Annotated in this window: 22 protein-coding genes, 1 other RNA gene and 1 pseudogene; 6 read left to right on the top strand and 18 right to left on the bottom strand. The window is 35.9% G+C overall.

Features of this window, described 5'->3' with window-relative positions; genetic code table 11:
* Positions 1-56: 56 nt before the first annotated feature.
* The 17 genes and pseudogenes from MCY_RS06890 to MCY_RS06815 form a co-directional block, all read right to left on the bottom strand.
* Entirely contained in the window at positions 57-470 is a 414-nt protein-coding gene (locus tag MCY_RS06890; RefSeq protein WP_007347649.1) for a helix-turn-helix domain-containing protein, read from the bottom strand.
* Positions 471-619: 149 nt separating this feature from the next.
* Entirely contained in the window at positions 620-2,236 is a 1,617-nt protein-coding gene (gene lnt / locus MCY_RS06885) for an apolipoprotein N-acyltransferase (protein WP_007347648.1), read from the bottom strand.
* Entirely contained in the window at positions 2,217-3,242 is a 1,026-nt protein-coding gene (locus MCY_RS06880; protein ID WP_007347647.1) for a hemolysin family protein, read from the bottom strand. Before MCY_RS06880 ends, lnt begins: the two co-directional genes overlap by 20 nt.
* An 84-nt stretch (positions 3,243-3,326) precedes the next feature.
* Positions 3,327-3,818 (bottom strand): rRNA maturation RNase YbeY, encoded by a 492-nt coding sequence (gene ybeY / locus MCY_RS06875; protein WP_007347646.1) that lies wholly within the window; start codon positions 3,816-3,818, stop codon positions 3,327-3,329.
* A gap of 47 nt (positions 3,819-3,865) precedes the next feature.
* On the bottom strand, positions 3,866-4,951 hold the full coding sequence (locus tag MCY_RS06870; protein WP_007347645.1) for a PhoH family protein: 1,086 nt from the start codon (positions 4,949-4,951) through the stop codon (positions 3,866-3,868).
* A 117-nt stretch (positions 4,952-5,068) separates the two neighbouring features.
* On the bottom strand, positions 5,069-6,457 hold the full coding sequence (gene miaB / locus MCY_RS06865; RefSeq protein WP_007347644.1) for a tRNA (N6-isopentenyl adenosine(37)-C2)-methylthiotransferase MiaB: 1,389 nt from the start codon (positions 6,455-6,457) through the stop codon (positions 5,069-5,071).
* Between the two features lie 31 nt (positions 6,458-6,488).
* Positions 6,489-6,980, bottom strand: coding sequence for a ribosomal protein S18-alanine N-acetyltransferase (rimI, locus tag MCY_RS06860; protein WP_007347643.1), 492 nt, complete (start codon positions 6,978-6,980; stop codon positions 6,489-6,491).
* Entirely contained in the window at positions 6,980-7,666 is a 687-nt protein-coding gene (tsaB, locus tag MCY_RS06855) for a tRNA (adenosine(37)-N6)-threonylcarbamoyltransferase complex dimerization subunit type 1 TsaB (protein WP_007347642.1), read from the bottom strand. Before tsaB ends, rimI begins: the two co-directional genes overlap by 1 nt.
* 827 nt (positions 7,667-8,493) lie before the next feature.
* A complete protein-coding gene (locus MCY_RS06850) occupies positions 8,494-8,781 on the bottom strand; it encodes an H-NS histone family protein (RefSeq protein ID WP_007346479.1) in 288 nt (95 codons plus the stop codon).
* Between the two features lie 668 nt (positions 8,782-9,449).
* Positions 9,450-9,983, bottom strand: a pseudogene (locus MCY_RS06845) (putative sulfate exporter family transporter); the annotation flags it as partial.
* Between the two features lie 64 nt (positions 9,984-10,047).
* The gene (recR, locus tag MCY_RS06840; protein WP_007347640.1) at positions 10,048-10,653 is read right to left on the bottom strand and encodes a recombination mediator RecR; all 606 of its coding nucleotides are present in this window, start codon (positions 10,651-10,653) and stop codon (positions 10,048-10,050) included.
* A gap of 30 nt (positions 10,654-10,683) precedes the next feature.
* Positions 10,684-11,007, bottom strand: a complete 324-nt coding sequence (locus MCY_RS06835; protein ID WP_007347639.1) for a YbaB/EbfC family nucleoid-associated protein — start codon at positions 11,005-11,007, stop codon at positions 10,684-10,686.
* Between the two features lie 14 nt (positions 11,008-11,021).
* Positions 11,022-12,962: a DNA polymerase III subunit gamma/tau gene (locus tag MCY_RS06830; RefSeq protein WP_007347638.1), complete on the bottom strand. Its 1,941-nt coding sequence runs from the start codon at positions 12,960-12,962 to the stop codon at positions 11,022-11,024.
* 209 nt (positions 12,963-13,171) lie between these two features.
* An RNA gene (gene ffs / locus MCY_RS09190) (signal recognition particle sRNA small type) lies at positions 13,172-13,269 on the bottom strand.
* A 1,594-nt stretch (positions 13,270-14,863) separates the two neighbouring features.
* Positions 14,864-15,271, bottom strand: a complete 408-nt coding sequence (locus tag MCY_RS06825; RefSeq protein ID WP_007347637.1) for a hypothetical protein — start codon at positions 15,269-15,271, stop codon at positions 14,864-14,866.
* 557 nt (positions 15,272-15,828) lie between these two features.
* Positions 15,829-16,692 carry a prephenate dehydratase gene (locus MCY_RS06820; protein WP_007347636.1) on the bottom strand — a complete coding sequence of 288 codons (864 nt, stop codon included), beginning with the start codon at positions 16,690-16,692 and terminating at the stop codon, positions 15,829-15,831.
* Positions 16,689-17,420 carry a 3-deoxy-manno-octulosonate cytidylyltransferase gene (locus MCY_RS06815; RefSeq protein ID WP_007347635.1) on the bottom strand — a complete coding sequence of 244 codons (732 nt, stop codon included), beginning with the start codon at positions 17,418-17,420 and terminating at the stop codon, positions 16,689-16,691. Before MCY_RS06815 ends, MCY_RS06820 begins: the two co-directional genes overlap by 4 nt.
* A 104-nt stretch (positions 17,421-17,524) precedes the next feature.
* Between MCY_RS06815 and MCY_RS06810 the strand changes: the two genes are divergently transcribed.
* The gene (locus MCY_RS06810; protein ID WP_007347634.1) at positions 17,525-18,070 is read left to right on the top strand and encodes a c-type cytochrome; all 546 of its coding nucleotides are present in this window, start codon (positions 17,525-17,527) and stop codon (positions 18,068-18,070) included.
* Positions 18,071-19,599: 1,529 nt separating this feature from the next.
* Here the strand turns inward: MCY_RS06810 and MCY_RS06805 are convergent.
* A complete protein-coding gene (locus tag MCY_RS06805) occupies positions 19,600-20,355 on the bottom strand; it encodes a molybdopterin-synthase adenylyltransferase MoeB (protein WP_007347633.1) in 756 nt (251 codons plus the stop codon).
* Between the two features lie 86 nt (positions 20,356-20,441).
* Between MCY_RS06805 and gshB the strand changes: the two genes are divergently transcribed.
* The 5 genes from gshB (at position 20,442) to pstB (ending at position 26,212) form a co-directional block, all read left to right on the top strand.
* Entirely contained in the window at positions 20,442-21,380 is a 939-nt protein-coding gene (gene gshB, locus MCY_RS06800; RefSeq protein WP_007347632.1) for a glutathione synthase, read from the top strand.
* Between the two features lie 149 nt (positions 21,381-21,529).
* Positions 21,530-22,576, top strand: coding sequence for a PstS family phosphate ABC transporter substrate-binding protein (locus MCY_RS06795; RefSeq protein ID WP_007347631.1), 1,047 nt, complete (start codon positions 21,530-21,532; stop codon positions 22,574-22,576).
* A gap of 76 nt (positions 22,577-22,652) precedes the next feature.
* Complete coding sequence (gene pstC, locus MCY_RS06790) at positions 22,653-24,113, top strand: phosphate ABC transporter permease subunit PstC (RefSeq protein ID WP_007347630.1); 1,461 nt, start codon at positions 22,653-22,655, stop codon at positions 24,111-24,113.
* On the top strand, positions 24,110-25,399 hold the full coding sequence (gene pstA / locus MCY_RS06785; protein WP_007347629.1) for a phosphate ABC transporter permease PstA: 1,290 nt from the start codon (positions 24,110-24,112) through the stop codon (positions 25,397-25,399). Before pstC ends, pstA begins: the two co-directional genes overlap by 4 nt.
* A gap of 54 nt (positions 25,400-25,453) precedes the next feature.
* Positions 25,454-26,212: a phosphate ABC transporter ATP-binding protein PstB gene (gene pstB / locus MCY_RS06780; protein WP_007347628.1), complete on the top strand. Its 759-nt coding sequence runs from the start codon at positions 25,454-25,456 to the stop codon at positions 26,210-26,212.
* Positions 26,213-26,216 lie beyond the last annotated feature (4 nt).

The following is a 26,216-nucleotide window of genomic DNA, read 5'->3' as shown; positions in this document are numbered from 1 at the left end:
AGCAAATCATCAATTCAAATTTATATGAACAAGAGAGAAAAAATATAATTTTGATTTTATAGCTTATCTGTCAAATCTTCCTCAGAAAGTGCTTTTGCTAAGTCAATGATTTTTCGACGTACTTTAGCATCAGATATATTTGTAAAAGCTCGCATGAGTTGTATACCTTCGCTGCTAGAACAAAAGTCCATAAAATTGTGCTCATTTTCAGCAAAACCCTCTACTTGTTGAGAGGTGAGACCTTTATCAAAAAAGTAAGAAACAGGAACATCCATAATCTCTGCTATCGCTTGAAGACGACTGGCACCAATACGATTTGTTCCTTTTTCATATTTTTGGATTTGCTGAAAAGTAATGCCTAATTTTTCACCTAGTTTTTCTTGAGTAAGTCCTAAAATATTACGACGTAAACGAATACGAGTTCCAACATAGATATCTATAGGGTCAGGTTTTTTTCTAGTTTCGGTCATAATGCAACTCTTTAATTTCCAGCACTTTTCTTTTAAACCAACATCAGATTTATGCGAAGCTGGTTTATCATATAATTAAAATAATATGTAATATTTTTTCCCAATATTACTGGTACACGCAACATAATACCATACAAAGGGCACTTGAATCATTTAAGCTGTTTTGTAAAACCAAAACCAATACGACACAATAGCATAAGGATGAATAAGATAAAAGTAGAGAAAGTTCTGTATTCATTGCTTCCTATAGGGGTAATAGGTGATGGAATTTGTGAATCAATAATACCCACAGTATTTTGTGCAAGGGCTACAACGATTCGTCCATAAGAATCAATAACAGCTGATATTCCATTATTGGCTGCTCGTATGAGGGGGATTCCTAGTTCAACGGCACGAAGCTGTGCTTGTTGAAGGTGTTGATAAGGGCCTGGTGTTACACCGAACCATGCGTCATTTGTAACATTAATGATTGCTTGAGGCGGGGCACCTTTAAAAGTCATTTCATGGGGAAATATTGCTTCATAACAAATCAAGGGTAGATAAGAAAATCCGTTTGGCATTGTGACAGTTTTGCGTACATGTGCAGCGCTATATCCACCAATATTATCAGCGAGGATACGCAATCCAATTTTTTTTAATAAATTCTGATAGGGAAGATACTCACCAAAAGGGACTAAATGAAGTTTATCGGAAGTGTTTAAAATATTACCTTGAGCGTTAATAACTGCAATTGTATTAAAATATTGTATTTGAGAGTAAGGTGGATCATTACTAACGCGCACCGCTCCTATCATAGCCCATTGTTTAGGTTTTAAAAGAGAAGCAATGTGCATGGAAATAGATGATTTATCGTAGAGAAGGTAAGGAACGGATGCTTCAGGCCATACGATAAAATCAGGTTCTGGATTTTTATCGGTTGTTGGTATTGCACTCAGATTCATATGCGCTTCCAACATGGCTTCTCGTGTATTATTGCGTAATTTTACATTTTGTTGGATAGAAGGTTGAATAATACGCACCCAATAAGTTTTTTTTTGATCTTCAGCTGTATTTTCTATAGTATGGAGACGGTAAAATCCAAAACCACTGTGAATTAATATAAGGGATAAGCAAAGAAAAAGTGCTAACTTCTTTTTTTCATCCGTTAATAAAACAGTGGGTAAACTGTAGACTAAAACAGCAAGAATATTCATTCCGTAAAGTCCCACGATTGCATCAGATTGCATGAACATAGGGGTTGGCATAGCTGTATAGCCAAGAGAATTCCATGGAAATCCTGTGAATAAGAACGCACGTAACCACTCGGCTAATCCTAATGCAAAGGCTAAAGCAAAAAAGCGCGCTATTCCTTTTGTCCATAACAAACCGACAATAAAACCAGAACAAAACCAATAAAGAGAAAGGTAGAGTGGAGGAACTAAAATAGCTAATGGTATTGCCCAACCAAAAGAATCTAGATCTGTCAAGAAAGCATTGCATAGCCACCAAAGGCCGCAAATAAAATAACTAAAACCAAAGATTCCACAGCTTAAAGCGAAGGTAAAAAATTTTTTTTTATTGTTTTTGATGTTTTGTATTGAATCCAGTAAAACAATAAAGATGGGAAAAGTTAAAAAGCAAAGAGGCGTTAAATAAAAGGGTGGAAGTGCAAAGGAAGTAAAAGCACCACATAGAAAAATTAGTGCTTGCCGCTTCCATCTGGTAACAGAAAACAAAAAAGCAATGAAACTGTTTAAAAACACTTGACTATTCTTTAGAGGTAGCATTGTTCTCAAAATTCTCTTTTTCTGGAATGCGAAAAATGCGCAACCTCTTAATCCGGCGTTTATCAGCTTCTAAAATACGAAATCTGTAGCCCGGGACAGCTTCGACAATTTCACCTTTTGCAGGAATGCGATCAAGAATGGAGACAATCAAACCACCAATAGTATCAACATCATCACCATATTCCCCTACGATAAAATCAGGTCCCAGAGCTTTCTCCACATCTTCTAGTTCAGTTCTAGCATCAACGAGCCATTTATTGTTGGGTTCACGTACGATCGCGTTGTCGACATTATCATGTTCATCTTCAATATCACCAACGACTAATTCAACAATATCCTCCATTGAGACGAGACCATCTGTTCCCCCATATTCATCAATAACTAAAGCCATTTGTGTTCGTGTGGTTTGCATCCGTGTTAACAATTTGCTTGCAAGCATAGAGCTAGGAACAAAGAGAACGGTTCGGATCAGATCCAATTCACCGATTGGAGTATGCAAATCTGTATGATTTAATTGAAGCAAATCGGATTTCTGTTCGGTTTCTGTTGGGTTGATAATAAAGCGAGTCATATAATTAAGTATATCACGGATATGAATCATGCCACGCGGATCATCTAAAGTTTCAGCATAAACGGGTACGCGAGAATGGCCAATTTTTGCAAAACATTTAAGCGCTTCTCCAAGCGAGGTGTTTATTTCTAATGCTTCGATTTCAGAACGGGGTATCATAACATCATCTACGCGTGCTTCACGTAAGCGTAAAATATTATGCAACATAGTACGTTCTTCAGGTGAAAAGAGGGTGGTATCTTTTTCATTTTCAGTCGTGAGTGCAACGGTAAGATCATCGCGCAGTGATGTAGATGCACAATTACGACCACGTAAGAATGAAAACAAATGATTCATCAGGGAATATTTTTCTGTATGATTCGTCTGTTGAGAAGGATTTTTTTCATTATTAGAAGATGTTTGATTATTATTTTGCGCATTTATTTTGTTTGCCATGGTTTTGAAATCTTCTAAACTTTCTTTTTATAATAGATGAATAAGAGGCTTTAAATGATATGCTCGTAATATTAGTTTTAAAAGCTAATTTTTTTCATTTATAGACAATTCAGCGTAAGGATCTTTTATGGAAAGCTTTTGAAGAATTTCTTTTTCGAGTGTTTCCATTTGATGTGCTTCATCATCGGTTTCATGGTCATAACCAAGTAGATGCAAGATACCATGAACAATCATATGCGTTAAATGGTCTTGAAATGTTTTTCCTTCTTTCTCTGCTTCGAGAACAACAGTTTCTCGCGCAATAATAATATCACCCAGTATGGGGCCAGGGGAATCTCCAACTTTAAGTGGAAAAGCAGGAAAGGATAATACATTGGTGGATTTATTTTGATTGCGCCATTGTGCATTGATTTGTGCCATATGTTCATCATCCGTAAAAAGCAAGCTAATCTCGCTTACAACATTTTCCAATGAAACATGATGCATTACTGTCGTTAATGCTTTTTCAGTGATATTATAAAGCATTTCCTCATCATTCCACCCCACGCTTTTAATCATTATATCAATAATAATCATGATGAATCAAATTTATTTTTTAATGTATAGCATGCGGGTGATTTTTTTTAATTTTGCATTTCAGAATCATGATCATAAGCGCGAACGATAGCAGTAACAAGTGGGTGGCGTACAACATCTTTTTCATCAAAATGCACAATTGCAATATTTTCTACATTTGAAAGAATGCGAATTGCTTCAATAAGACCTGATTTTTGCCCTGTAGGCAAATCAATTTGGCTTACATCACCGGTAACAATCATACGAGTTCCTTCTCCAATACGTGTGAGGAACATCTTCATTTGCATAGGCGTGGTATTCTGTGCTTCATCAAGAATAATAGCAGCATGGGCAAGTGTTCGCCCGCGCATAAAGGCAAGAGGCGCAATCTCTATGACACCAGAAGCTAAAGTGCGTTCTATTTTTTCAGCGGGCATCATATCATAAAGGGCATCATAAAGTGGTCGCAAATATGGGTCAACTTTTTCTTTGAGATCACCGGGAAGAAAACCAAGATGTTCTCCAGCTTCAACAGCAGGACGTGAGAGAACAATTCGCTCAATGATACCACGTTCTAGCAGCATTGCAGCATGAGCAACAGCAAGATACGTTTTGCCTGTTCCTGCTGGTCCTACACCAAATACAAGTTCAGTGTGCTCCATAGCGCGTATGTAAGCATCTTGTGTTGGAGTCCGTGCATAGATTATTTTTTTATGAGTACTCAACCGTACTGGTATACTTTTCGTTGCAGATTTGTGTGTTATTATGCCTTCTTTTTGTTTTTTGGGTATACTTGTCATAGCAATCGCTCCTTTTATATCTGATAAAGTGAGCTCTTGATGCGTTTTTGCACGTTCATAAAGCTGCTGCAATACATACTGCGCACGTTTTATAACAGAAATATTTCCATAGATTAAGACTTCATTACCACGCGGATGAATACGAAGTCCAAGTTTTTTTTCGATATAAGTAAGATTTTCGTCAAATTTACCAAAAACCACTTTTGCATATTTATTATTTTCAAAAATCAAAACAACTTGCCTTGTATCTGAAGCGTTTGCTTGTTTTGAAGCATCAGCCTTTTCAATGGCATTACTTATTTTTTTATTTGAAGCTTTCAGCCTATTCTCCATATCTACATAAATATTATACATCTTTTTGAGTGAACTCTCTAAAAGATAAATTTTCTTTCACAAAAACGCACGCTTTAGATGTAATCATTTTCTTTAAAAATAAAAGAGTTTTCAAAAATATTTATTATGAACAAGGCATTAGAGGCATATTGACCTATTTATTACTTCACCGACAAAACTGTTTGAGCTTGCATTTTTAATATGAGTTTCTATCATGGTTCCCGTAGAGGCTTCTGTATCTACGACCACAGGTAAAAGCCAAGGGGAGCGTCCTACCATTTGTCCTGAGTGACGTCCAGGTTTTTCGATGAGAACGTTAATTTTTTGACCAATTTTAGAACGCAAAAATGCATTTTGTTGCTCAAGGAGGAGGACTTGCAAATGTTGAAGCCGAGCATCTTTTATAGATTCATCAACATGGTTTCTCATTGTGGCTCCCACTGTTCCAGGACGGGGGGAATATTTAAAAGAATAAGCTGAACTGTACTGTACTTGTTGAATAAGTTTAATGGTCTCTTTAAAGTCCTCATCTGTTTCTCCTGGAAATCCTACAATAAAATCGCCTGAAAAAGCAATATCTGGTCGTGCATCCCGAATTTTTTCGATAAGGTGAAGATAATGCGAACTTTTGTGTTGGCGATTCATAGCTTTTAAGATGCGATCTGAACCTGATTGAACAGGCAGGTGGAGATAAGGCATTAACATATCAAGATCTCGATGTGCGGCAATAAGGCTATCATCCATATCACGTGGGTGGCTAGTTGTGTAACGTAAACGCTTTAAACCATCGAGTTTTGCAAGATGATACAGAAGATCACCAAGACGCCAAGTTTTGCCATCAGTACTTTGTCCGTGCCAACCATTAACATTTTGTCCAAGGAGCGTAATTTCTTTAACACCAGCTTCAATGAGTTGTCTGGCTTCTTCGGTAATTTGTTCTACAGATCGTGATATTTCAGCACCTCGCGTATAGGGAACAACACAAAAGGTGCAAAATTTATCGCAACCTTCTTGTACTGTTAAAAATGCGCTCACCCCCCGTTTTTGTACGGCACGTTTATTATGAGGCGGTAAATGAGCAAATTTATCTTCAACAGCATAGTCTGTTTCGATAATTTTTTTTCCTTGTTTAGCTTTTTCTAAAAATTCAGGCAAACGATGATACATTTGCGGACCGATAACAAGATCCACTGTTGGAGCACGGCGCAAAATTTCACTTCCCTCAGCTTGTGCAACACAACCCGTTACACCCACCATCAGGGGGGTATCAGGTGTGCGCTCTTGACGCATAATGCGCAAACGACCGAGATCAGAATAAAGTTTTTCTGCTGCTTTTTCACGAATATGACAGGTATTAACAAGAATAAGATCGGCATCATCAGGAGTTTGTGTTGTCACATAGCCTTGTGAACTGAGACTATCAGTCATCCGTTGGCTATCATAAACATTCATCTGACATCCGTAGGTTTTGATAAAAACCTTTTTAGGAGCAACAGGAGGTATATTTTTAGGGTTTATTTTACTCATAGCACATGTCTAAATGTTTTTTGCACAAATCTCAATCTATTGGCTTAAAAGTTTTTTGCATGACAATTGCATCACCGCGACCATTTTTTGATGGATAGTAGGCAAGACGTTCAGAAATTTTTTGAAATTCGAAGCGTTTATAAAGGTTCAAAGCAGAAAGGTTTGTAGTCTCTACTTCTAAGAGTAATTTTATAGCGCGCTTGTTGTGAAGATGGCGAACTGTATGATCTATAAGAAAGGTACCAATCCCTTGTTGACGATAATGAGGATGGACAGCAATTGTGATGATTTCTGCTTCATCAAGAATGAGTCGGCATAGGCAAAAGCCTAAAATCTGATTAGAGCTATCAGTGAGAAAAACCTTGTACCCGAAGATAGAGTGATCTGTTAAGAAATTATCAAAAGCTTGTTTTCCCCAAGCAATGGTAAAACAATGTTGATGAATTTGATGAAGAGGAGCACTATCATTAATTTGTAACGGAGCAATCCCAAAGTTTTCTTTAATAGATGAAAATTTGAACATTATTGTTTTCGTGGTAAAGTAAAATTGATTTGTTGCTTTGCATCAGCACTGCGTAGATAGAGTGGACGAGGTGAATTTTGTGGTTTTTTGTTTGCAGCAAGATAAGCATAGTTTACAATATCGGCTGTTTCACAAGGAATTTTTTCTAGAACAATTTTTTCATTTATTTTGTGGTTTTTAATATGCTGCACGACGATATCAGCTGCGGGGCCAGTCAGTTGGGCTTTGGGGGGTAAATCTTCAAGAATATTTTCAATTTTTTTTAATCCTGGCGCTCCCAAAGGTGTGAGATCTTCATGGAAATTTTGATGGTAGAACATCTCTCTCCCTGCCTCAATGACAACAGTAATTGCTGATGCAGTATTTTTGCTGGTTGTTACTTGTGCTGCTAACGCTTCAAGTGCAGTCACTCCAACAGCTGGTATCTCAAGTGCTAGTGCTAAAGCGCGTGCAGTTGCAACACCGACACGTATACCAGTAAACGATCCAGGTCCAACATTGACAGCAATACGCTCAACTTGATCAAGCGTCATATTGGCTTGTGTCATTATTTGTGTAATCTGCCCAATAAGTCTTTCAGCATGCCCTTTGTTCATGCACTCACCGGTATGCGCAATAACAGACTTACAACGAACGAGCGCAACAGCACAGTAAATTGAAGCAGTATCTATAGCAAGGATAAGCATAAAAGTATTTTAGTTGAGTAAAACGATAAACAAAAGATCTGCTGTATTTTTAATTTTCTTTATTATCATATATTTCATTTGTAAGAAAATTGCTAGTTCCAATAAGCAAAAATATTTCTTTATAGAATAAGATGAGATGCTGATTTGATTCTTGTTTATTTTTGTTATCAACGTATTGATTTATAATAATAATAATAATTTATTGTTCACATGTTGAATAAGAAACCCCGAATATTGTCCTCTCCTCTCATTATATTGAGGTAAGCAAAATCATACTCTGAATATCATAAGTGGGACTAACGTGGGAGTGAAAACACGAAAAAAGTTGTAAAAATGCTTCATGCTTCCAAGTGCTAAGGGCGCTCGCACACAAGGCTCTCGCAACACCTAAGAGTGTCGCAATACCCAAGAGCTGATACCGTATAGATGCTGAAAGCTTTTTCTTTTATTAAGCATAAAAATGGGAATACTTTATTAAATTTTATATTCTTCATGGAAGCGCTTTATCGTTATATCCCTTACGAGCTCCATCATGAAATGGATGTAATGAGCTTTAAGACATATCTCTTTCACATAAGGGACGTGATCCCATTCAATGCTAAGAGCAATTACAGCATTTTAAGCTGGCAATCTTAATGATGATGCCAACTTATTACAACAATACTTTTTTCATTTAAATGCATTTTTTATGCTCCCTATCGTTATATTCGATCCCTCAATATTTCAGATCCATTCATTAAGCTTGGTATATTACATTACCAAGAGGAGTCTACTTCTTGCATTTATATTTTTTGGTATTCCCTTGTTTTGTAATTATCGCACATGCATTATGTTACTTCTAATTCATCCAGTGTATACCCATTCTCCAACCATTCTTTAATCCATTTAGGTCTACGTCCCCGCCCATTCCATAATTCCCATTGGTTATTTGGATTTCTATAATGACGCTCTTTGTTCACAAGATCAGCGATATCAATTCCATGAGTATTAGCAATTTCGAGAATTTTTCGCCTCGCATTTTGTTTTTCCTTTGCGTGTCGTTTTTTCAATTCTACATCGATTTGTGTACGCATCTCTTGTAATTCATCACAATTCATATTTTTAAGATCATTCACTTTAATTACTCCCCTTGCAAAAAAGAATTTCTCATTGCCATATTTTAAACACAATTATAGACAATTTTTGCCTATTTATTATCGAAATTAACATTATGATAAATATATCACTTTGATGGAGATGTGCTTTGAGCTACAAAGAATTATTTATTTGTATATCAACTGCCGCCACCGCATCATTTACCGGTTCAGTTACTGAAACTGCTAAATGCGGTGCGCAAATGCCATCATACCTCCCTGACTCGTATGAATAAGAAGTACAAAATGTGAAATGCGTATGTCACAAGAAGATAGGGGAATTTACTCGTTATTAAAAGTGAAAAAGAGATTAAAGCTTTACTAGAAGACGCAAAATCTGTCGTTATTGGTGCTGATGGTACCCATTTTGCTATACAAGGGTAGGGTATTCAGTGTTTGAATTAGCGATTCTGGTACATAACATTTTTTTGAATAGGCTTAAAAGCATCAGGTTATTGATATTGCTTGACTATTCTATCCAGAAATCACATGAAGTGAAATTTTGGAGAACTCTTTAAAGCATGGTCTTAGTTTTAATTTAAATGATAAATTTGCAACAGTTACTACGGGAGGGCATGATGATGAAATAAGAATGCTATACCTGCTTGTATCAAGGGGATGTGTAGATATTAGTTATCTCGAGATAAGAAATATATGAAAGTGAGAAACATAATAATAATAACTTCTAAAAGAGTAGGAAAAGCAATTGATGCAGTGGCTTCTTCGTGTTTTGCTTTAATAACAGGTGCGACAGCAACGATAGCTGAGTTGCCACAAATAACGTTTCCACAAGAAGCCAACATTGCTAAATGTAAAGAAAGTCCAAGAACTTGGCCGAGAAAAAAGCTAATCAGAATTGTTACGAATATAACGAATACGATATTAGCAAGCAAGCTCCAACCGGTTGAAAAAACGGCGTGTACACTAATGCTTGCTCCTAGAAAAACGATATCAAATTCAATAATTGTTTTTGCATAAAAGACTATACCTTTTTGAAAATATATTGGCAAAGGACAACAACTATGGATGATGGATCCTAAGAGAATTGCCAAGAAAAGATTTTCTAATCATACTTGCCTAAAAAGCTGTTTTTATATGACTTCTAAACCGTAAGCAAAGATTGATACGAGTAAACATGCTAGGATACCAAGAAATCGTTTACAAGCGAGAGACTTTTTTATCACTTTAATATCTCCTGCATAATCAAGAAATTATAGCAAATAAAAAGAGATAACAGCGAAAAAATTCTTAAAGATTGGTTCTTGCTTGTAAGGCTGCTGCTAGAGTTCCATCATCAAGATAATCGAGCTCTCCCCCTACAGGGACACCATGAGCAAGTCGCGTAATTTTAACTGAAAAATTAGAAAGCTGATCAGTGATGTAGTGAGCGGTTGTTTGCCCTTCGACAGTAGCATTGACAGCAAGAATAATTTCTGTAATTGGGTTTTGTACAACGCGTTGTATTAAGGGGGCAATGTTAAGCTCGTCAGGACCTATTCCATCTAAAGGGGAGAGATGTCCACCCAATACATGATAACGTGCGGCTAAAGTTTTTGCACGCTCGAGAGCCCACAGATCAGCAATATCCTCAACTACAATGATTGTTGTATCATCACGGCGTGAATCTGTACAAATTGAACAAGGATCAACGGTATCGACATTTCCACAAACAGAACAAATGCCAACTTTTTCTATAGCTGCTTGTATTGCTGCTCCTAAAGGCTCCAGCACTGTCTCCTTTTTTTTGATAAGATGAAGCGCAGCACGACGCGCTGACCGCGGCCCGAGACCTGGTATACGCGCTAAAATTTGAATGAGACGTTCAATCTCAGGCCCTGCAATGTATTTAGACATATTTTTGTTCCACGGAAGAAGTCCGTTTCATTAAAATGGAAGCTTGAAATTTGAAGGGAGTGGTAGTCCTGCCGTCATACTTCTGGTTTTTTCTTCTATAAGGGCTTCGATTTTTGTTCTTGCTTCATTATAAGCCGCTACAATAAGATCTTCAAGAATTTCAGTTTCCTCAGGGTTGAGTAATGAAGGATCAATTTGAATTGCTGTTATAATATTTTTGCCATTTAAAGTGATATGGACGAGACCACCCCCCGCAGTGCCCATAGCTTGCAGATTAGCTATTTCTGCCTGAACTTTCTGCATTTTCTCTTGCATTTCTTTGGCTTTTTTCATCATGCTCATCATTTCACGCATAGGAATAGGTATCCTCATTCATTATTGATATCATTTTTATTTGTAAAGATATCGGCATTTTTAAAGGTATTGGGGAGTAAATCAAGATCATTTTCTTTTTTATTGAGTCGAATATCGACAATTTTTGCTTCTGGGAAATGGTTGAGAATTTTAGCGATATCAGGATCTGTCTCAGCATTGGAAAGAAGAGTCTTTTTAATCGCTATACTTTCTTCCTGTAAGGTTGGCCCACCTCCTTCATTAACAAAAGTTATTGTCCAGCGTTTTTTAGTCCATAGAGATATTTTTTTTTCTATATCATGAGCAAAAAATTGAGGAGTATTTTCAGAAAGTCTTAAGGTAATATGCTCAGATTCAAAAGAAACAGGATGAATAAATTCTTTAACAAGAAGCTTGAAAGGAGTGTCATTATGCTGTTCGGCTAGTTTAACAATATCGTGCAAAGAATTAATCGCTAGAATTTTAGGCTCAGCAAACTCTTCTGTTGTTTGCGTGACAGAATGCGATAAATCTATAGTTTTTTTAGAAAGATCAGTAGATTGAGAGGTTTCAAGAGTCTCTATTACTTCTTGGATGTTGGTTTTATCAATAGTTTGATTTTTAACTAAATTTTCTGGTTGTAAGGCATAGTCTAATTGGTTTTTCAAGGATGTTTTTAAATCTGATTGATCTGGTAATATACTTGAAACGCTTGAGGAAGCATAGAAATCGACCGTTCCTTCTTTTATTATACTATTTGCATTCGTAGATTCCTGATGAGAAGAGTTTTTAACAAAGGTGAGAGGTGTTTTTTCTTGCGTAAGCTTTTTTAAAGCCTCATCAAGAGTTGGTAGGTCAGCTGTATGAGCAAGACGAATTAAAAGCATTTCAGCTGCTTGAAGTGGACGTGCAGTTTGATTAACTTCCTGTAAACCTTTGAGTAACATTTGCCAGTTGCGGGATAACACAGGAACGGAAAGCTTTTTTGAAAAGTCTAAACTTCTTAAACGTTGTTCTTCAGTCAGTGAGAAGTCTTCCACTATTTCTGGTGTGAAACGTAAACGTGTAACCAGGTGATTAAAATCGGCTAGTTCTGTTAGTATAGTAAGAGGATCAGCGCCTGCATCATATTGATTGCGTAATTCATGTAATGCATTTACAACATCACCCTTCATGATAAATTCAAAGAGATCAATAATACGCGCTTGATCAGCTAACCCTAACATTGTACGTACTGCAATAGCATTAACATTGCCATTGCTATGGGCAATCGCTTGATCAAAAATGGATAATGCATCACGTGCTGAACCTTCCGCAGCACGAACAATCATAGCGAGTGCTTGATCTTCTACGTCCACTTTTTCATATTTCGCAATTTGACGCAAATGCGTACTCAAAGCTTTTGATTCAATACGTCGCAAATCAAAACGTTGGCAACGCGAAAGGATTGTAATAGGAACTTTGCGAATTTCGGTTGTGGCAAAAATAAATTTTACATGGGATGGTGGCTCTTCAAGAGTTTTCAACAAACCATTAAAGGCTTGTGTTGAGAGCATATGTACTTCATCGATAATATAAACTTTGTAGCGTGCAGAAACAGGGCGATAGCGTATTTGTTCAATAATTTCACGAATATCATCAATTCCCGTATGAGAAGCGGCATCCATTTCTATAACATCGATATGACGTCCTTCGATAATTTGTGTGCAATGTTCTCCAAGAGAGTCTAATATGGTTGTTGGTTGATTAATATCTTTTGTTTTATAATTGAGTGCACGTGCCAAAATACGTGCTGTTGTGGTTTTACCTACGCCACGAATCCCTGTTAACATCCACGCTTGTGCAATGCGACCTTTTTCAAAGGCATTGGTGAGAGTACGCACCATAGCTTCTTGACCAATAAGGTCAGAGAAGTTTTGAGGTCGATATTTACGAGCAAGAACACGATAGGCCATTTCTACCGGTACATTTTCCATAAATGTTTCCAATTTCGAAGTTCTTATGCGTATTGATAATACAAAGGCATAGGCAAATATTGTATTCTTAAAAGGATTTTTTCTTAATCAAATTATTTATGAGACAATTTATTTAAAGAAAACCAAATCCCTTTATTCATTGCATATCGATGTTTCTTTGAAGATTAAAATACTTCGCTAAAAGACAGCATAAAAAAATCTTCAACAAAATAGGAGGCTAGCACGATGACCCGTACTAGAACTCGTTGGGGCTGCTTCTTTCCAGACCTGACCCAGTTGGCGAGTAGTTCGTCCACCACCAACCTCCCACGTTCATATTGTCTATTTAAAATGAAAAATCAAGCTCAGAAACGAAAAATATCATAAGAACGATGAAGAATTTTTCTTTGCATTTAATTTATTGATATAGAAACAACAAAAGGATTGAGGATTTATCAGTTTTCATAGCGGTGGCTGTTCATATTTATTTTGTCTGAAATATTTGCTTTGTTTAAAAGAATGATAGGTTGCCAGGATACGCTTATTAGCTCAAACCTGTAAGAGTTTTTGGAAAGGCACGTCTGTTTTAAAACGACGAAGTTAAATCATTAAAAATTTGCAATGGTAAAAAATAACTAAAATCTATAGATCATGTAATTAATTAAAATAAAAAATTAGAGAAAGAATATTATTTATGAATAATTATAAAACACTAACTTAATGGTGTTTTTCCTCTCATACAAAACAGAACATCTCAAACAGAATAAATATTATCCACTGATATGTTTTAAGAAATACTTTTCTATGCTCCTCATGCTATTTCACAACATCGCTTGTCAAGTGTATACATATTACTGCTGAATTATAAATTCATTGTGCACCACCATTTTTATGTTTAATAAAATTATAAGAAAGTACCTTCATACTCTTGAAAGTACTTCAATATTACAATTCTTTATATTTGAGAGGCTTCGTAAGAAGTAATTGCTTACCCAACATCACTTCCACACTTCCACTTATAACTTTAAAGGAAACGATTTTAATCGATTCAATATAAATAATAAAGATGGAAAAAAATTACTATCTTCATAGTTACAATTAAATATAAGAAAATAAAATACTTATTGTTATAAGTTAATATATTTCTTTATAAGATACCCCATCATTTCTATGGTAAATGAGAATATCAAAATACATAATATTTTTTCCTTTAACATCTATAAATCTTTGAACATCTATAAATTTGAAGACTGAGTAGATATTATCGCTTTTTTTCTTGAGTATTGATTTTCTTCATTAAAAATATTGATGCTTATCACAAGATGAATCAATATATGAGTCTCCATTATTTGTAAAAAGAGTTTATATATCTTTTAAGGATTGTACTCATGTAAGCGAAGATGCAACCTTAAAAGCTATAGAACAATAATAGTGGCACAGATTTATGATTTTATAACTGTAAAAGGTATTTTTATATAAGCGACATTTTATAGCTTTAAATAATTAAATTCTTTAACAAGAAGAGAGAAATGATATGAATTTTACAAGAAGTTTGAATGAATATAATTGGAAATTCAGTGAGAAATGCCTCTATAAAGCCATTTTTATTTCTTTTCTTAATTGATAAGGGATTTTTTTTATGATGTACTTATAGTACTTAAAATGGATGAATTGCGAAGATAAAAGTTATATTCTTATTTAAAATAAGATCTGATGGTAGAGAATACAGAACAATTTAAGTTTATTTTTTTAGTTTTTACAAAAACCCTTTAATATCTAGCTTTCTGAGCAGCTTAAATTTACCTTATCAGTATAAAAGCACCTATTCAGCAATTATCTTTAGTAGTTCATGATGCTGGATTTTGAAAAAAATAAAAAACAGGATAATTTTTCTGAAACTTAAATGTTGATTAGAAATATTGTTAATCATAATCTCCTGTATCACAATTTGTTCCAATAACTTTTTTCTTCGTAATATTTTTAAAAATGTAATTTCCTGATGAAGGAAAGCTGATGTGAAGAGATTTTATATTTTTCATTGTAAAGATCTTTTTTTCTTTATCGTGAATTATTTTTTTTTCATCATCAACAACAATTCTCAATTTGTTTAAATCAGAAGGAGTGGAATACGATAAAGTAAAGGACACTTTCTTTGGATTAAAGACCTTGCAAGAATATTCAGCTCCTTGACGAATTATATCGGAGGGAATAATTGTAACGCTTTCATCTGGCGCAAAATGCCATTTTTCCTCACCAAAACCGGCAAATGCAATGCTAGAGTAAGCGAAAATATTTGCAACTAATAATCCTTGCGTGAAGATTTTCTTCATTATCCTCTCTCTTTTTCCGAGAATGGGGTGAATCATGAATCAGCTTTTATAAATATGAAAGTTAGAACTTAACATCAAAAGTAAAGCTAATTTGCGTTCTTAGCATTAAATTATGTTCAGAATAATTTCAATCTAATGAATATTTAAATGCTCCATTATGCATATACTCTAACGGATAATTTAAATTGTTTTTAAAGCTAATTGAAACTTTTGTTATTTTTATTGGAATAAATTGTTATAGAAAATGAACTTTCTTAAGAATTTCCCCTTTAGTATATAAAGGCAAATAGATAATATAAGCGTTTTTATTTCTGGTTGTTACTAGCATTTTTGTATATTGTTTTTTGTACAAGTTAAATTGCTGTTTATAATGAAATAATTCGTAAAAAGATATTATCGAGATAATTTATATATTCTGTTATGAATTATTTTTTCTTCTTCAGTGTTTATGAAGGATGTTTAGTAGAAAAAATGAGTTCTTCCAAGATACATTGCATCATGGGGGTTTTTGCGATATTTTTTGATATGAGCAAAAAATGATGGTAGCTTAATTATTTTTATATATGCGATGTTCGATCGTTTTGTGCCGGATAAGTACCGATAATGCGCACTTCTGCAGAAAAGAAAGACAATTCGTCTAAGGCGAGTTTCATCATAGGGTCTTCAGGATGTCCTTCAATATCAACAAAAAATTGTGTTGCATTGAAATTTCCACCAATTTGATAGCTTTCTAATTTTGTCATATTGATACCGTTCGTTGCAAATCCTCCCATAGCTTTATAGAGAGCAGCGGGGACATTGCGCACTCTAAAAAGAAGGCTAGTGATAATTTTTTCGCCGTTTGTAGGTTTGGGAACATGTCGCTTGGAGCGTGAAAGAATGACAAAACGGGTAATATTATGAGGGTTATCTTCAACATCTCTTTCAAGAATATCGAGTTCATAAAGCTCTGCTGCAATTAAAGGTGCTAAAGCTGCCTGTGAACGTTGAGCATTTTTTTTAATAAATTTTGCTGCTCCAGCGGTATCAGCAGAAACAACAGGTTTCCAACCGTTTTTTCGTATGATTTTTCGGCATTGAGCAAGGGCATGCGGATGGCTGTGGACGGTTTTAATTTCGTCATGTGTAACGCCGGGCAAAACCATTAATTGAAAATGGATAGGTAAAAAATATTCATCAATAATATAAAGAGATGACTGCGGTAAAAGATGATGAATGTCTGCAACGCGTCCAGCAAGAGTATTTTCAATAGGGATCATAGCAAGATCAGCTTTCCCGTTTTCCACTAAATTAAGGGCATCTTCAAAAGTAGCAGAGGGAATAGCATCCATATTAGGAAACATATTAGAGCAAGCAATATGAGAATTAGCACCGTATTCTCCTTGGAAAGAGATTTTTTTGGTTTTTTTTAGTGTTTTCATGCTAAAATCTTACGTACTTTATCGAGATCACACTGTGTATCTACACTTAAAGGAATTGTATCAACTATTTCCACATCGATACGCATATTATGTTCTAATGCACGTAATTGTTCAAGTCTTTCACGTTTCTCAAGTGTAGATGGCTTGAATGATACAAATTTCTCAAGTGCTTGGCGCTTATAGGCGTATATTCCAATATGATGATAAAGAGGACCATCTCCATAGGGGGCTGTAGCACGAGTGAAATAAAGAGCACGAAGACGATTTGGAGAAAGTGGTGTACCAATGATTTTGACAACATTAGGGTCTATTATTTCATTTTCTTCAATGATTTTGGCACCCAATGTTGCAATATCGGTACAGCTGTTTTCTAAAGGTCGTAGTGTACAAATAATTTCACGAGGCATTATTGTTGGGAGGTCACCTTGTATATTTAAAATGGCATTGTAGCGTTGTTCAGGATCAATGTGCATTAAAGCTTCGTAAATACGGTCAGATCCAGATTTATGATCATTTCGTGTTATGATATATTCATGACCATAATCTGCAACAGTTTTAGCAATATCATTATGATCTGTTGCAACGACTGTACGCCCTATTGACGCTTTTTGGGCTTGCTCTGCAACATGAACAATCATCGGTTTTCCACCGATTTCAGCGAGAGCTTTTTTAGGAAGGCGGGTTGAGCCTATACGGGCAGGAATAAGAATAATTGGTTTAAGAGTCATTGCAAGATTCCAAATACCATCTGTAGTGTATTTATGAGGTTGTGTGTTATACGGAAAAAGTTTAAACTAAAATTGGTAATGAAAACGTGAATATTTGAGTTTTTATGAATCACTTGAAAGTTATCTATTTTGTTTTTGCTTGTTTATGTGTGTTGGTCATTGTTGTAGGAATTTCCACCCTCAGCGATATAGTTTACGATTATTCTACATCAGTTCAATATTATCACACAGTTACTAAGAATGATACGCTTCAAGAAAAACAAAAAACATCTGATGTCTCTTTATCACTAAATAGCCGTCTTCAACAAGGTAATATTGAAAATGGGCGTAAACTTTTCCGCCAATGTGCCCTATGTCATGCTTCTGAACGCAATGAATTAAGGCGCATTGGTCCAGTTCTTTGGGAAATTGTTGATCGCCCTTTGGCATCAGAAGAAGGTTTTGCATATTCACGGGCATTGCGTGCGCATTCAGATCAAAAATGGGACTTTATCACTTTGGATCGTTATCTGCATTCTCCACGTGAAGCATTTCCTGGAACCATTATGTCTTTCCGCGGAATTAAAAATGACCAAGATCGTGCTGATCTTTTACTTTATCTGCGTAGTTTATCAGATCATCCCATTCCTTTACCACTGGATAATAAATAAAGCGAACACGCCAGCTAATGTGTATTATAGATGTTTATTTTAGAAAGAAATCCGATTTTTTGTAATTTTGGTTTTAGGATTTTATCAAAAGAGCTCTTCTTGATGTTTTGATAGGGGAAAAGCCTATCATGTAAAACAGAACACACTTAACGTTGCACATTCATACGCTTGTTTTAAAAGATTTTTCTCAATATATTCAAGCTCATTTTATCACGGTTTCCATGAATAGTATAAGATCTAGGCTCCATCATATTATTTCAGTTCCTAATGTTAAAATAGTCTTATTTAAGATAGTTCATAGGAGGAATTTTTGCTCCATGCTATGCCCACTTATGGGATGATAATAGTTTTGATTGATTTGATATAAGGAAAGGGAGTGAAATGAGAAAATATTACAGTATTTGGAGTGTTCACTTAATAATACGTGAAACGATAAGTTATAAATCAGTGTATGCTTGCTATGAGAAAAGAAAAAGCTATTAAAAATAGTTCAATAAATCAAGAGTTCCAAAATTTCTAACATTTCTATCACAAAGCAGTTGTGGGTAAAAATCTAAGGGGAACTTCTTTAAACAGATGAGGGTGCACCTATTTTGATGCAACGTAAAAAAAACAGTGTTTAGTTTCTGGTTAAAAAGAATCTTTACAGTGAACGAAAGAATTATATGATGTTTTCTAGGGTATAGATATTATAATTCATGTTGATTAAACAACAGAGATCATAGAGGGCAATTTCAGAAAAAGAACATTGGAGTTTACATTTATAGGGATGTTGTTGTCCAAGGTGCAGATTACTTTTAATGATATTCGTCAGCAATTTTACTTTTAAGAAAATGTGTTCTTTATGGTGTGATCTTTAGATTGTTTTTAAAGATCCTTTTGTTTCACTTCCTTACATATTCTTGTAAGTGAAATTATGCTGAATGGTTATCAATTTATGAATCACAGTTTTTTTTATTTTTGAATGCAATGGTTGTGTGATTAAAACTTTATGAGAAGTTGATCGTGTTTTTTCTGTGCTCCATTAATTAGCTCTGTATTTTTTAGGAACAGAAAAAACGGATTGCTCTGAATTTTTGATGAATAAACGCTTTTTATTGATGCAAGTGTGCAGGCATTTTTACATCATTTACAAAAATATCACGAAGTTATCCCTTTGTAAGGCAGATTAGAGCTATTAAAACACTGTCTCACATGAAGAGGTTATCATGTATGAATGGAGAGATAGTTGAATATCATCTTTCTGATTATATTTTGATCCACCTAGAAGATCCTTGAACATTGATAACAGCCATGTTTTCATGAATCTCTGACTGTTTATAAATGATAACATAAAATTACGCTGATAATCAATTACAGAAGAGGATTTTTTCTACAAACGATATTTGCGATAAGATTAGTGGTTTTTATTACGCGTAGAGTTCCAATAATACTACGGAAATATTGATGTTTACAGTTTCAGAATACACGAGAAGAATATAAGGGAACAGAAGGGAGAATAAATCATGATTCTCTAAATTTTTTAATATTTATGGTATTTTTTTGGAGTAGGTAATGACACGAAATTGTGCTAATAATCCATCATAAAGGAGAATTTTTCCTACTAGTGGAACTCCGATATTTGTGATCATTTTAATTGCTTCCATTGCTTGTAGGGTTCCAATAATGCCGGGTAAAACACCGATGATTCCAGTTTCAGCACATGTTGGGATAGTACCGGGAGCAGGAGGGGTAGGAAATAAATCACGATAGTGAGGATTATTATTTTTATACGGCATAAGCACAGTTAATGAGCCATTAAAACGTTCTACAGCACCACTTATTAAAGGTTTTTTGCATTGGGCAGCGTGATCAGCAAGAAGATAGCGTGTTGTAAAGTTATCACTTCCATCAATAATGATGTGGTAAGCATTCAGCAGTTTATCTACATTACTTTTATCTAAGCGCAGGGTGTGTTTTTCAATCATAGCGTGGGGATTTATTGCTTTTATAGTGGTTTCAGCACTGTCTGTTTTTCTTTGATTGATGGCATTTGTCGTATGAATAATTTGGCGTTGTAAATTGGAAAGTGAAACGGTGTCGTTATCTACAATTCCAAGGGTTCCAACACCTGCGGCAGCCAAATAGGTTAAGATGGGAGCACCAAGACCACCGGCTCCCACAACAAGAACACGCGCGTGTTTTAGTTTTTGTTGCCCGGCACCACCAATTTCAGGCAAAATGATATGGCGTGCATAGCGTTTGATTTCTTCGTTGCTTAATTTTGTATCTGGTTCTTGTGTCATGAGTTTTCTCTTGTCATAATTCTTTTATTGTTTACTAAGTTTATGGTGCATAGACTAGTCTGCTTTTAGACAGGGAGGATTTATTTATGAAAATTGCCATTCAGATGGATCATATTTCAACAGTTCGGATTCAAGGGGATACGACATTCGCACTTGCTTTAGCGGCACAAGAACGTGGACATTCTCTCTTCCATTATACACCAGATCGTTTATCTTTATGCGATGGTTGTGTGATTTCACGACTAGAGCCCTTGACTGTACATGATGAAGAAGGGAACCACTATCAATTAGGAAGGCCTTTTCGCACGGAATTAACAGATATGGATGTGGTGCTTCTACGACAAGATCCCCCTTTTGATCTCAGTTATATCACCACGACTCATTTGTTAGAACGTATTCATCCTAAAACACTTATTGTGAATGATCCGGTGTGGGTACGCAATAGTCCAGAAAAAATTTTTGTTACCGAATTTTCTGATTTGATGCCAGAAACATTAATTACTAAAGATATTGAAGAAATCACAGCTTTTAGAGAGACATTTGGCGATATTATTATTAAACCACTTTATGGGAATGGGGGGGCTGGTGTTTTTTATTTAAAACAAGATGATCACAATTTAGCATCGCTTCTGGAAATGTTTGCGGAAATTTATCGCGAACCTTTCATTGTTCAGCGCTATTTAGAGGCAGTGCGAAAAGGAGATAAACGGATTATTTTGCTTGATGGTACACCTGTTGGAGCTATTAACCGAATTCCGATAAAAACAGATGTACGCTCTAACATGCATGTTGGAGGTCGCGCGGAAAATATTGAGTTAACAAAACGTGATTATGAGATTTGTGAACGTATTGGTCCAGCTTTAAAGGAACGTGGTCTTCTTTTTGTAGGGATTGATGTGATTGGAGGTTATATAACAGAAATTAATGTGACGTCTCCTACGGGAATTCGTGAAATTAAACGTTTTGCTGGTACAGATGTTGCCCATCTGTTTTGGGATGTTATTGAATCCCAACGTTTAAATTAATTTATTTAATAGAAGAGCAAAACATGATTTTGTAAAAAAAATAATCCATGTTGTTTTTTATATTTGTGATATTGTACATGTGAACTAAAATGACCGCATGGTATAAATATTACAAAGAGGTTTTTTCCTCAATTTTAGGGAGTCTATAGATGAGCAGAGGATTAGCAATGGGAGTAGGATTGGTTTTTGCATTGCTACTGTCAGCAAATGTAGGCAATGCACGTGATCAAATACAGATTACTGGTTCATCTACAGTTTTACCTTATCAAAAGATTGTTGCTGAGACATTTGGAGAGATTTATCCTCATTTTAAGGTTCCTGTTATCGAATCGGGTGGAACAGGAGCTGGTATTAAGGAATTCTGCCGTGGTATTGGGGAAAACACTGTTGATATTGTTAATGCTTCGCGAGCAATGAAATCAAGTGAATTACAGTCTTGTTTTGATGCTGGCGTAAAAGATGTTGAGGAAATACGCATTGGGTATGATGGCATTGTTTTTGCAACAGATATTAAAGGACCTGATTGGAAGTTACAGCCGCTGGATGTTTATAAAGCTCTTGCTGCTCGAGTTATCATAGATGGAAAGTTGCAGCCCAATAATATTTCGAAATGGAATGCAGTTAATAATACTCTTCCTAATTGGACGATAGCAGCGTATATACCTGGAGAAAAGCATGGAACGCGTGAAGTTTTTGAAGAAAAATTACTTGCTGTAGGCTGTAAAGAGAGTGGAGCAGTTGAGACGATGAAGTCTTTAGGGATGGATGATAAAGAGATACACGCAGCTTGTATTGCGGTACGAAAAGATGGAAAAGCGGTTGATATTGATGGTGATTATTCAGAAACGTTTGCACGTCTAACTTCTAATAAAACAGGAGTTGGTATTTTGGGTTTATCTTTTTATCAAAATAATGCTGATAGGCTAAAGGTTGCCGATATTAATGGTTTTCCGCCAACCGTTGAGACGATTTCTAGTGGTCAATATCCAGTTTCTCGTCCTCTTTTTTTCTATATTAAGAAAGAACATTTAAATATTGTTCAAGGTTTGCGAGAGTATGTTGATTTTTTTCTTTCTGATCAAATGATTGGTCCAGAGGGTCCTTTGGCTGAATATGGTTTAATTGTTTCTCCTGAAAAGGAGCGTCAGGTACAGCGTTCTAATTTTTCTGCTGGTCGAGTAATGACGGTGAAATAACTTGCTGGGAATAATTTGTTGGATTTCCGGAGTAGAAGTTTTCGGTGCTATTTTTTTATAAAAACTGAAAGATAAAATGCGAATTTCCTTCATTATTTTGCTGTTATTAAGTCTCGGGTTTTGTGGCTTTTGTATTTCTTATATGCGAGCACGCACTCTTGAATACAGACAATATAAAATGCATTCTCGTGCGTATTATTATGGCTGGTGGACATTTTTGATTACTGTTATTCCGGCCGTTATTTTTTTAATTTTTTGGGATGCTGGGAGTACAATTTATTTAGAATATAATGCCTCTCGAGAATTTGGGGCCTATAGTGCGCATGTAACAAAACCTATAAATCATGATCTACTATGGGAGACTCTTCGAAGTCTCGTCAGAATGCTTTATCGCTTTGAAGGGGATCTTTCTACCGCTTCTTATAGGGAAGTGCAGGCACAGTTATTTGCAAAGGGGATTATTTTACCTCAAGAAGTTTCGGATGATGTGTTTAAAATAGCACAGTCATGGGTATTTTCTTTTGAAAAGCTTCAGGTTATTGGTCATAGTTTCTTTTTTATTATTGCGTCTTTTGGTTTAATCTATGGATTTATGCAAATTGCTCCTCATCAACGAGCGCGTAATAAGGTTGAATCTTTGATTATTATTGGACTGGTTTGTGCTTCTATCGTTGCAGTTTTGACGACAATAGCCATTGCACTTTCTATGTTTTTTCAGACAGTAAGCTTTTTTCAATCTGTATCCTTTTCAAATTTCTTTTTAGGAACAGTTTGGGATCCGCGTTTTTCCGCGAATGATTCAAACGGTGAAATAGGACAATTCGGTTTAATACCGCTCCTTGCTGGTACACTTTATATTGCATTTGTTGCCTTGCTTTTTGCTGTACCTATAGGATTATTTTCAGCTCTTTATATGGCTGAGTATGCTTCTGCACGGTTGCGGGCAGTTGTGAAGCCATTGTTGGAAGTTCTTGCTGGTATCCCAACCATTGTTTATGGTTTTTTTGCTTTGAATGTTGTAGGGCCATTTTTACGTGATCTCTCTGTTTCTCTCTCAGGTGGGGTTGGTTTTATTATGGCACAAAGTGTTTTGACTGCCGGAGTTGTAATGGGAATTATGTTGATTCCTTTTGTTTCTTCTTTGTCGGATGATGTTATTACGGCTGTTCCACGCATTTTACGTGAAGGTTCTTATGGTTTAGGAGCAACGCAATCTGAAACAATTAAGAAAGTCGTTATGCCAGCAGCGCTTCCAGGGATTATGGGGGCAATTTTGTTGACGGCATCGCGTGCAATTGGGGAAACAATGATTGTCGTTTTGGCGGCAGGTGTTGCTGCGAACTTAACACTCAATCCTTTTGAAGCAATGACTACGATGACTGTTAAGATTGTTAATCAATTGACCGGTGATTTTGAGTTTAACTCTCCACAAACTCTGGTGGCTTTCGCCTTGGGGATGACACTCTTTGTTATGACACTTTTGATGAATATTCTAGCTCTTTATATTGTGCATAAATATCGGGAACAATATGAATGAATGAAAAGCTTCTTTTGCCTCGTCGCAATATTAGCCTGAAGCGTCGCTATTGGGCTGAATGCCGTTTTCGCGCTTATGGTTTGATTGCCATTTTTATTGGTTTGTTTTTTTTATTTGCGCTTTTATTATCTATCATTAGTCAAGGCTATACAGTTTTTTTTCAAAGTCAAATGACATTGTCGATTTATTTGGATGAAAAGATTATTGATCCAAGTGGTCAACGTACTACAAATCCACAAGTCCTCATAACCGCGAATTATCCGCTTCTTGTACGCAATGCTTTAGCGAAGAAACTTGATGTTGATCACAATGATCGCGCCTCTCTGCGGGATATCGACCGTATGTTTTCAAATGGTGTACGTGTTCAACTCCGTGAAATGGTGACAAAGAATCCAAAACTGATTGGTACAATGCAAAAAATCAAAGTTTTGGCAGCTGCGGATATCGATTCTGCTTATAAGGGGCAAATTAATCTACATATCGCAGAAAAAAATCGTAAAGTTTCTAATCGACAAGTAGAATGGATAAACCGTTTAGCGCAGGATGGTACGCTTTATAAAACATTTAATTTTGGTTTTTTTACATGTGGTGCTTCAAGTCGTCCTGAAACTGCGGGATTAGGTGTTGCGATAATTGGTTCTCTTTATATGGTAGGCATCGTTTTATTGGTTTCGCTCCCGATAGGCATAGCAACGGCTCTTTATTTGGAAGAATATGCATGCAAAAATAAATTTACAGATTTTATTGAAATTAATATCAATAATCTTGCAGCTGTTCCTTCGATTGTATTTGGTCTTTTAGGACTCTCTATTTTTGTTAATTTTTGGGGATTGCCACGTTCAGCCTCTCTTGTCGGTGGTCTTGTTTTAGCACTTATGACACTCCCCACGATCATTATTGCAACACGTTCTGCTCTGCGTGCTGTTCCTCTCTCTATTCGTGCTGCAGCTTTAGGTTTGGGGGCGTCAAAAACACAAATGATTTTTCATCATGTTGTTCCTTTAGCCGCGCCAGGTATTTTGACAGGAACAATTATTGGAATAGCCCAGGCTTTGGGTGAAACTGCACCTTTACTTTTGATTGGAATGGTTGCTTTTGTTGTGAATATTCCTACGACTCCCATGGATCCAGCAACGGCATTGCCTGTTCAAATTTTTATGTGGGCGGGTGAAGTAGAGCGCGCTTTTGTTGAAAAGACGTCGGGGGCTATTATTGTATTAATGATTTTTCTTGCGATCATGAATATTGTTGCAGTTTTTTTGCGTCGACGATTTGAACGCCGCTAGTAATTTTAATAAAAAAACAACTTTGATAAGATTTTTGTAAGGTGAGTTTTTGTAATGAAGATTAAAATGCGTGGTCAGGATGTAAAGGTTTCTTATGGAGACAAAGAAGCGCTCCATGGTATTACGCTTGATATTCCTGAACATCAAGTGACTGCTTTAATTGGTCCATCAGGATGTGGGAAATCGACTTTTTTGCGTTGTTTTAATCGTATGAATGATACGATTAAAGGTGCTAAAATAACGGGTTTTATTACCTTAGATGGAGAAAATATTTATGACCAGAGGATTGATGTTGTAGAATTGCGTGCTCGTGTTGGAATGGTTTTTCAAAAGCCTAGTCCTTTTCCAAAATCTATATTTGAGAATGTTGCGTATGGTCCACGCATTCATGGTTTAGTTAAAACACGCTCTGAACTTCATGATGTGGTTGAGAAGAGTTTAAGGCAGGCTGGTTTGTTTGAAGAAGTAAAAGACCGTCTTCATGACCTTGGAACAAGTTTATCAGGAGGGCAACAACAGCGTTTGTGTATTGCGCGTGCCATTGCAGTGAGTCCTGAAGTTATTTTGATGGATGAGCCCTGTTCAGCACTTGATCCCATTGCGACGGCACGGATTGAAGAGCTTATTGATGCGTTGCGGCAAAATTATACAATTGTTATCGTAACACACTCCATGCAACAAGCCGCACGTGTTTCTCAATATACAGCTATGTTTCATTTAGGGCATTTGGTGGAAGTTGGTGCGACTGAAATGATCTTTACCTCACCAAAAGAACAACGAACGCAAGATTATATTACGGGGCGTTTTGGATAGGTGA

The organism is Bartonella rattimassiliensis 15908, from assembly GCF_000278215.1.
Lineage (GTDB): Bacteria > Pseudomonadota > Alphaproteobacteria > Rhizobiales > Rhizobiaceae > Bartonella > Bartonella rattimassiliensis.
This window is presented reverse-complemented; position numbering and strand designations above follow the sequence as displayed.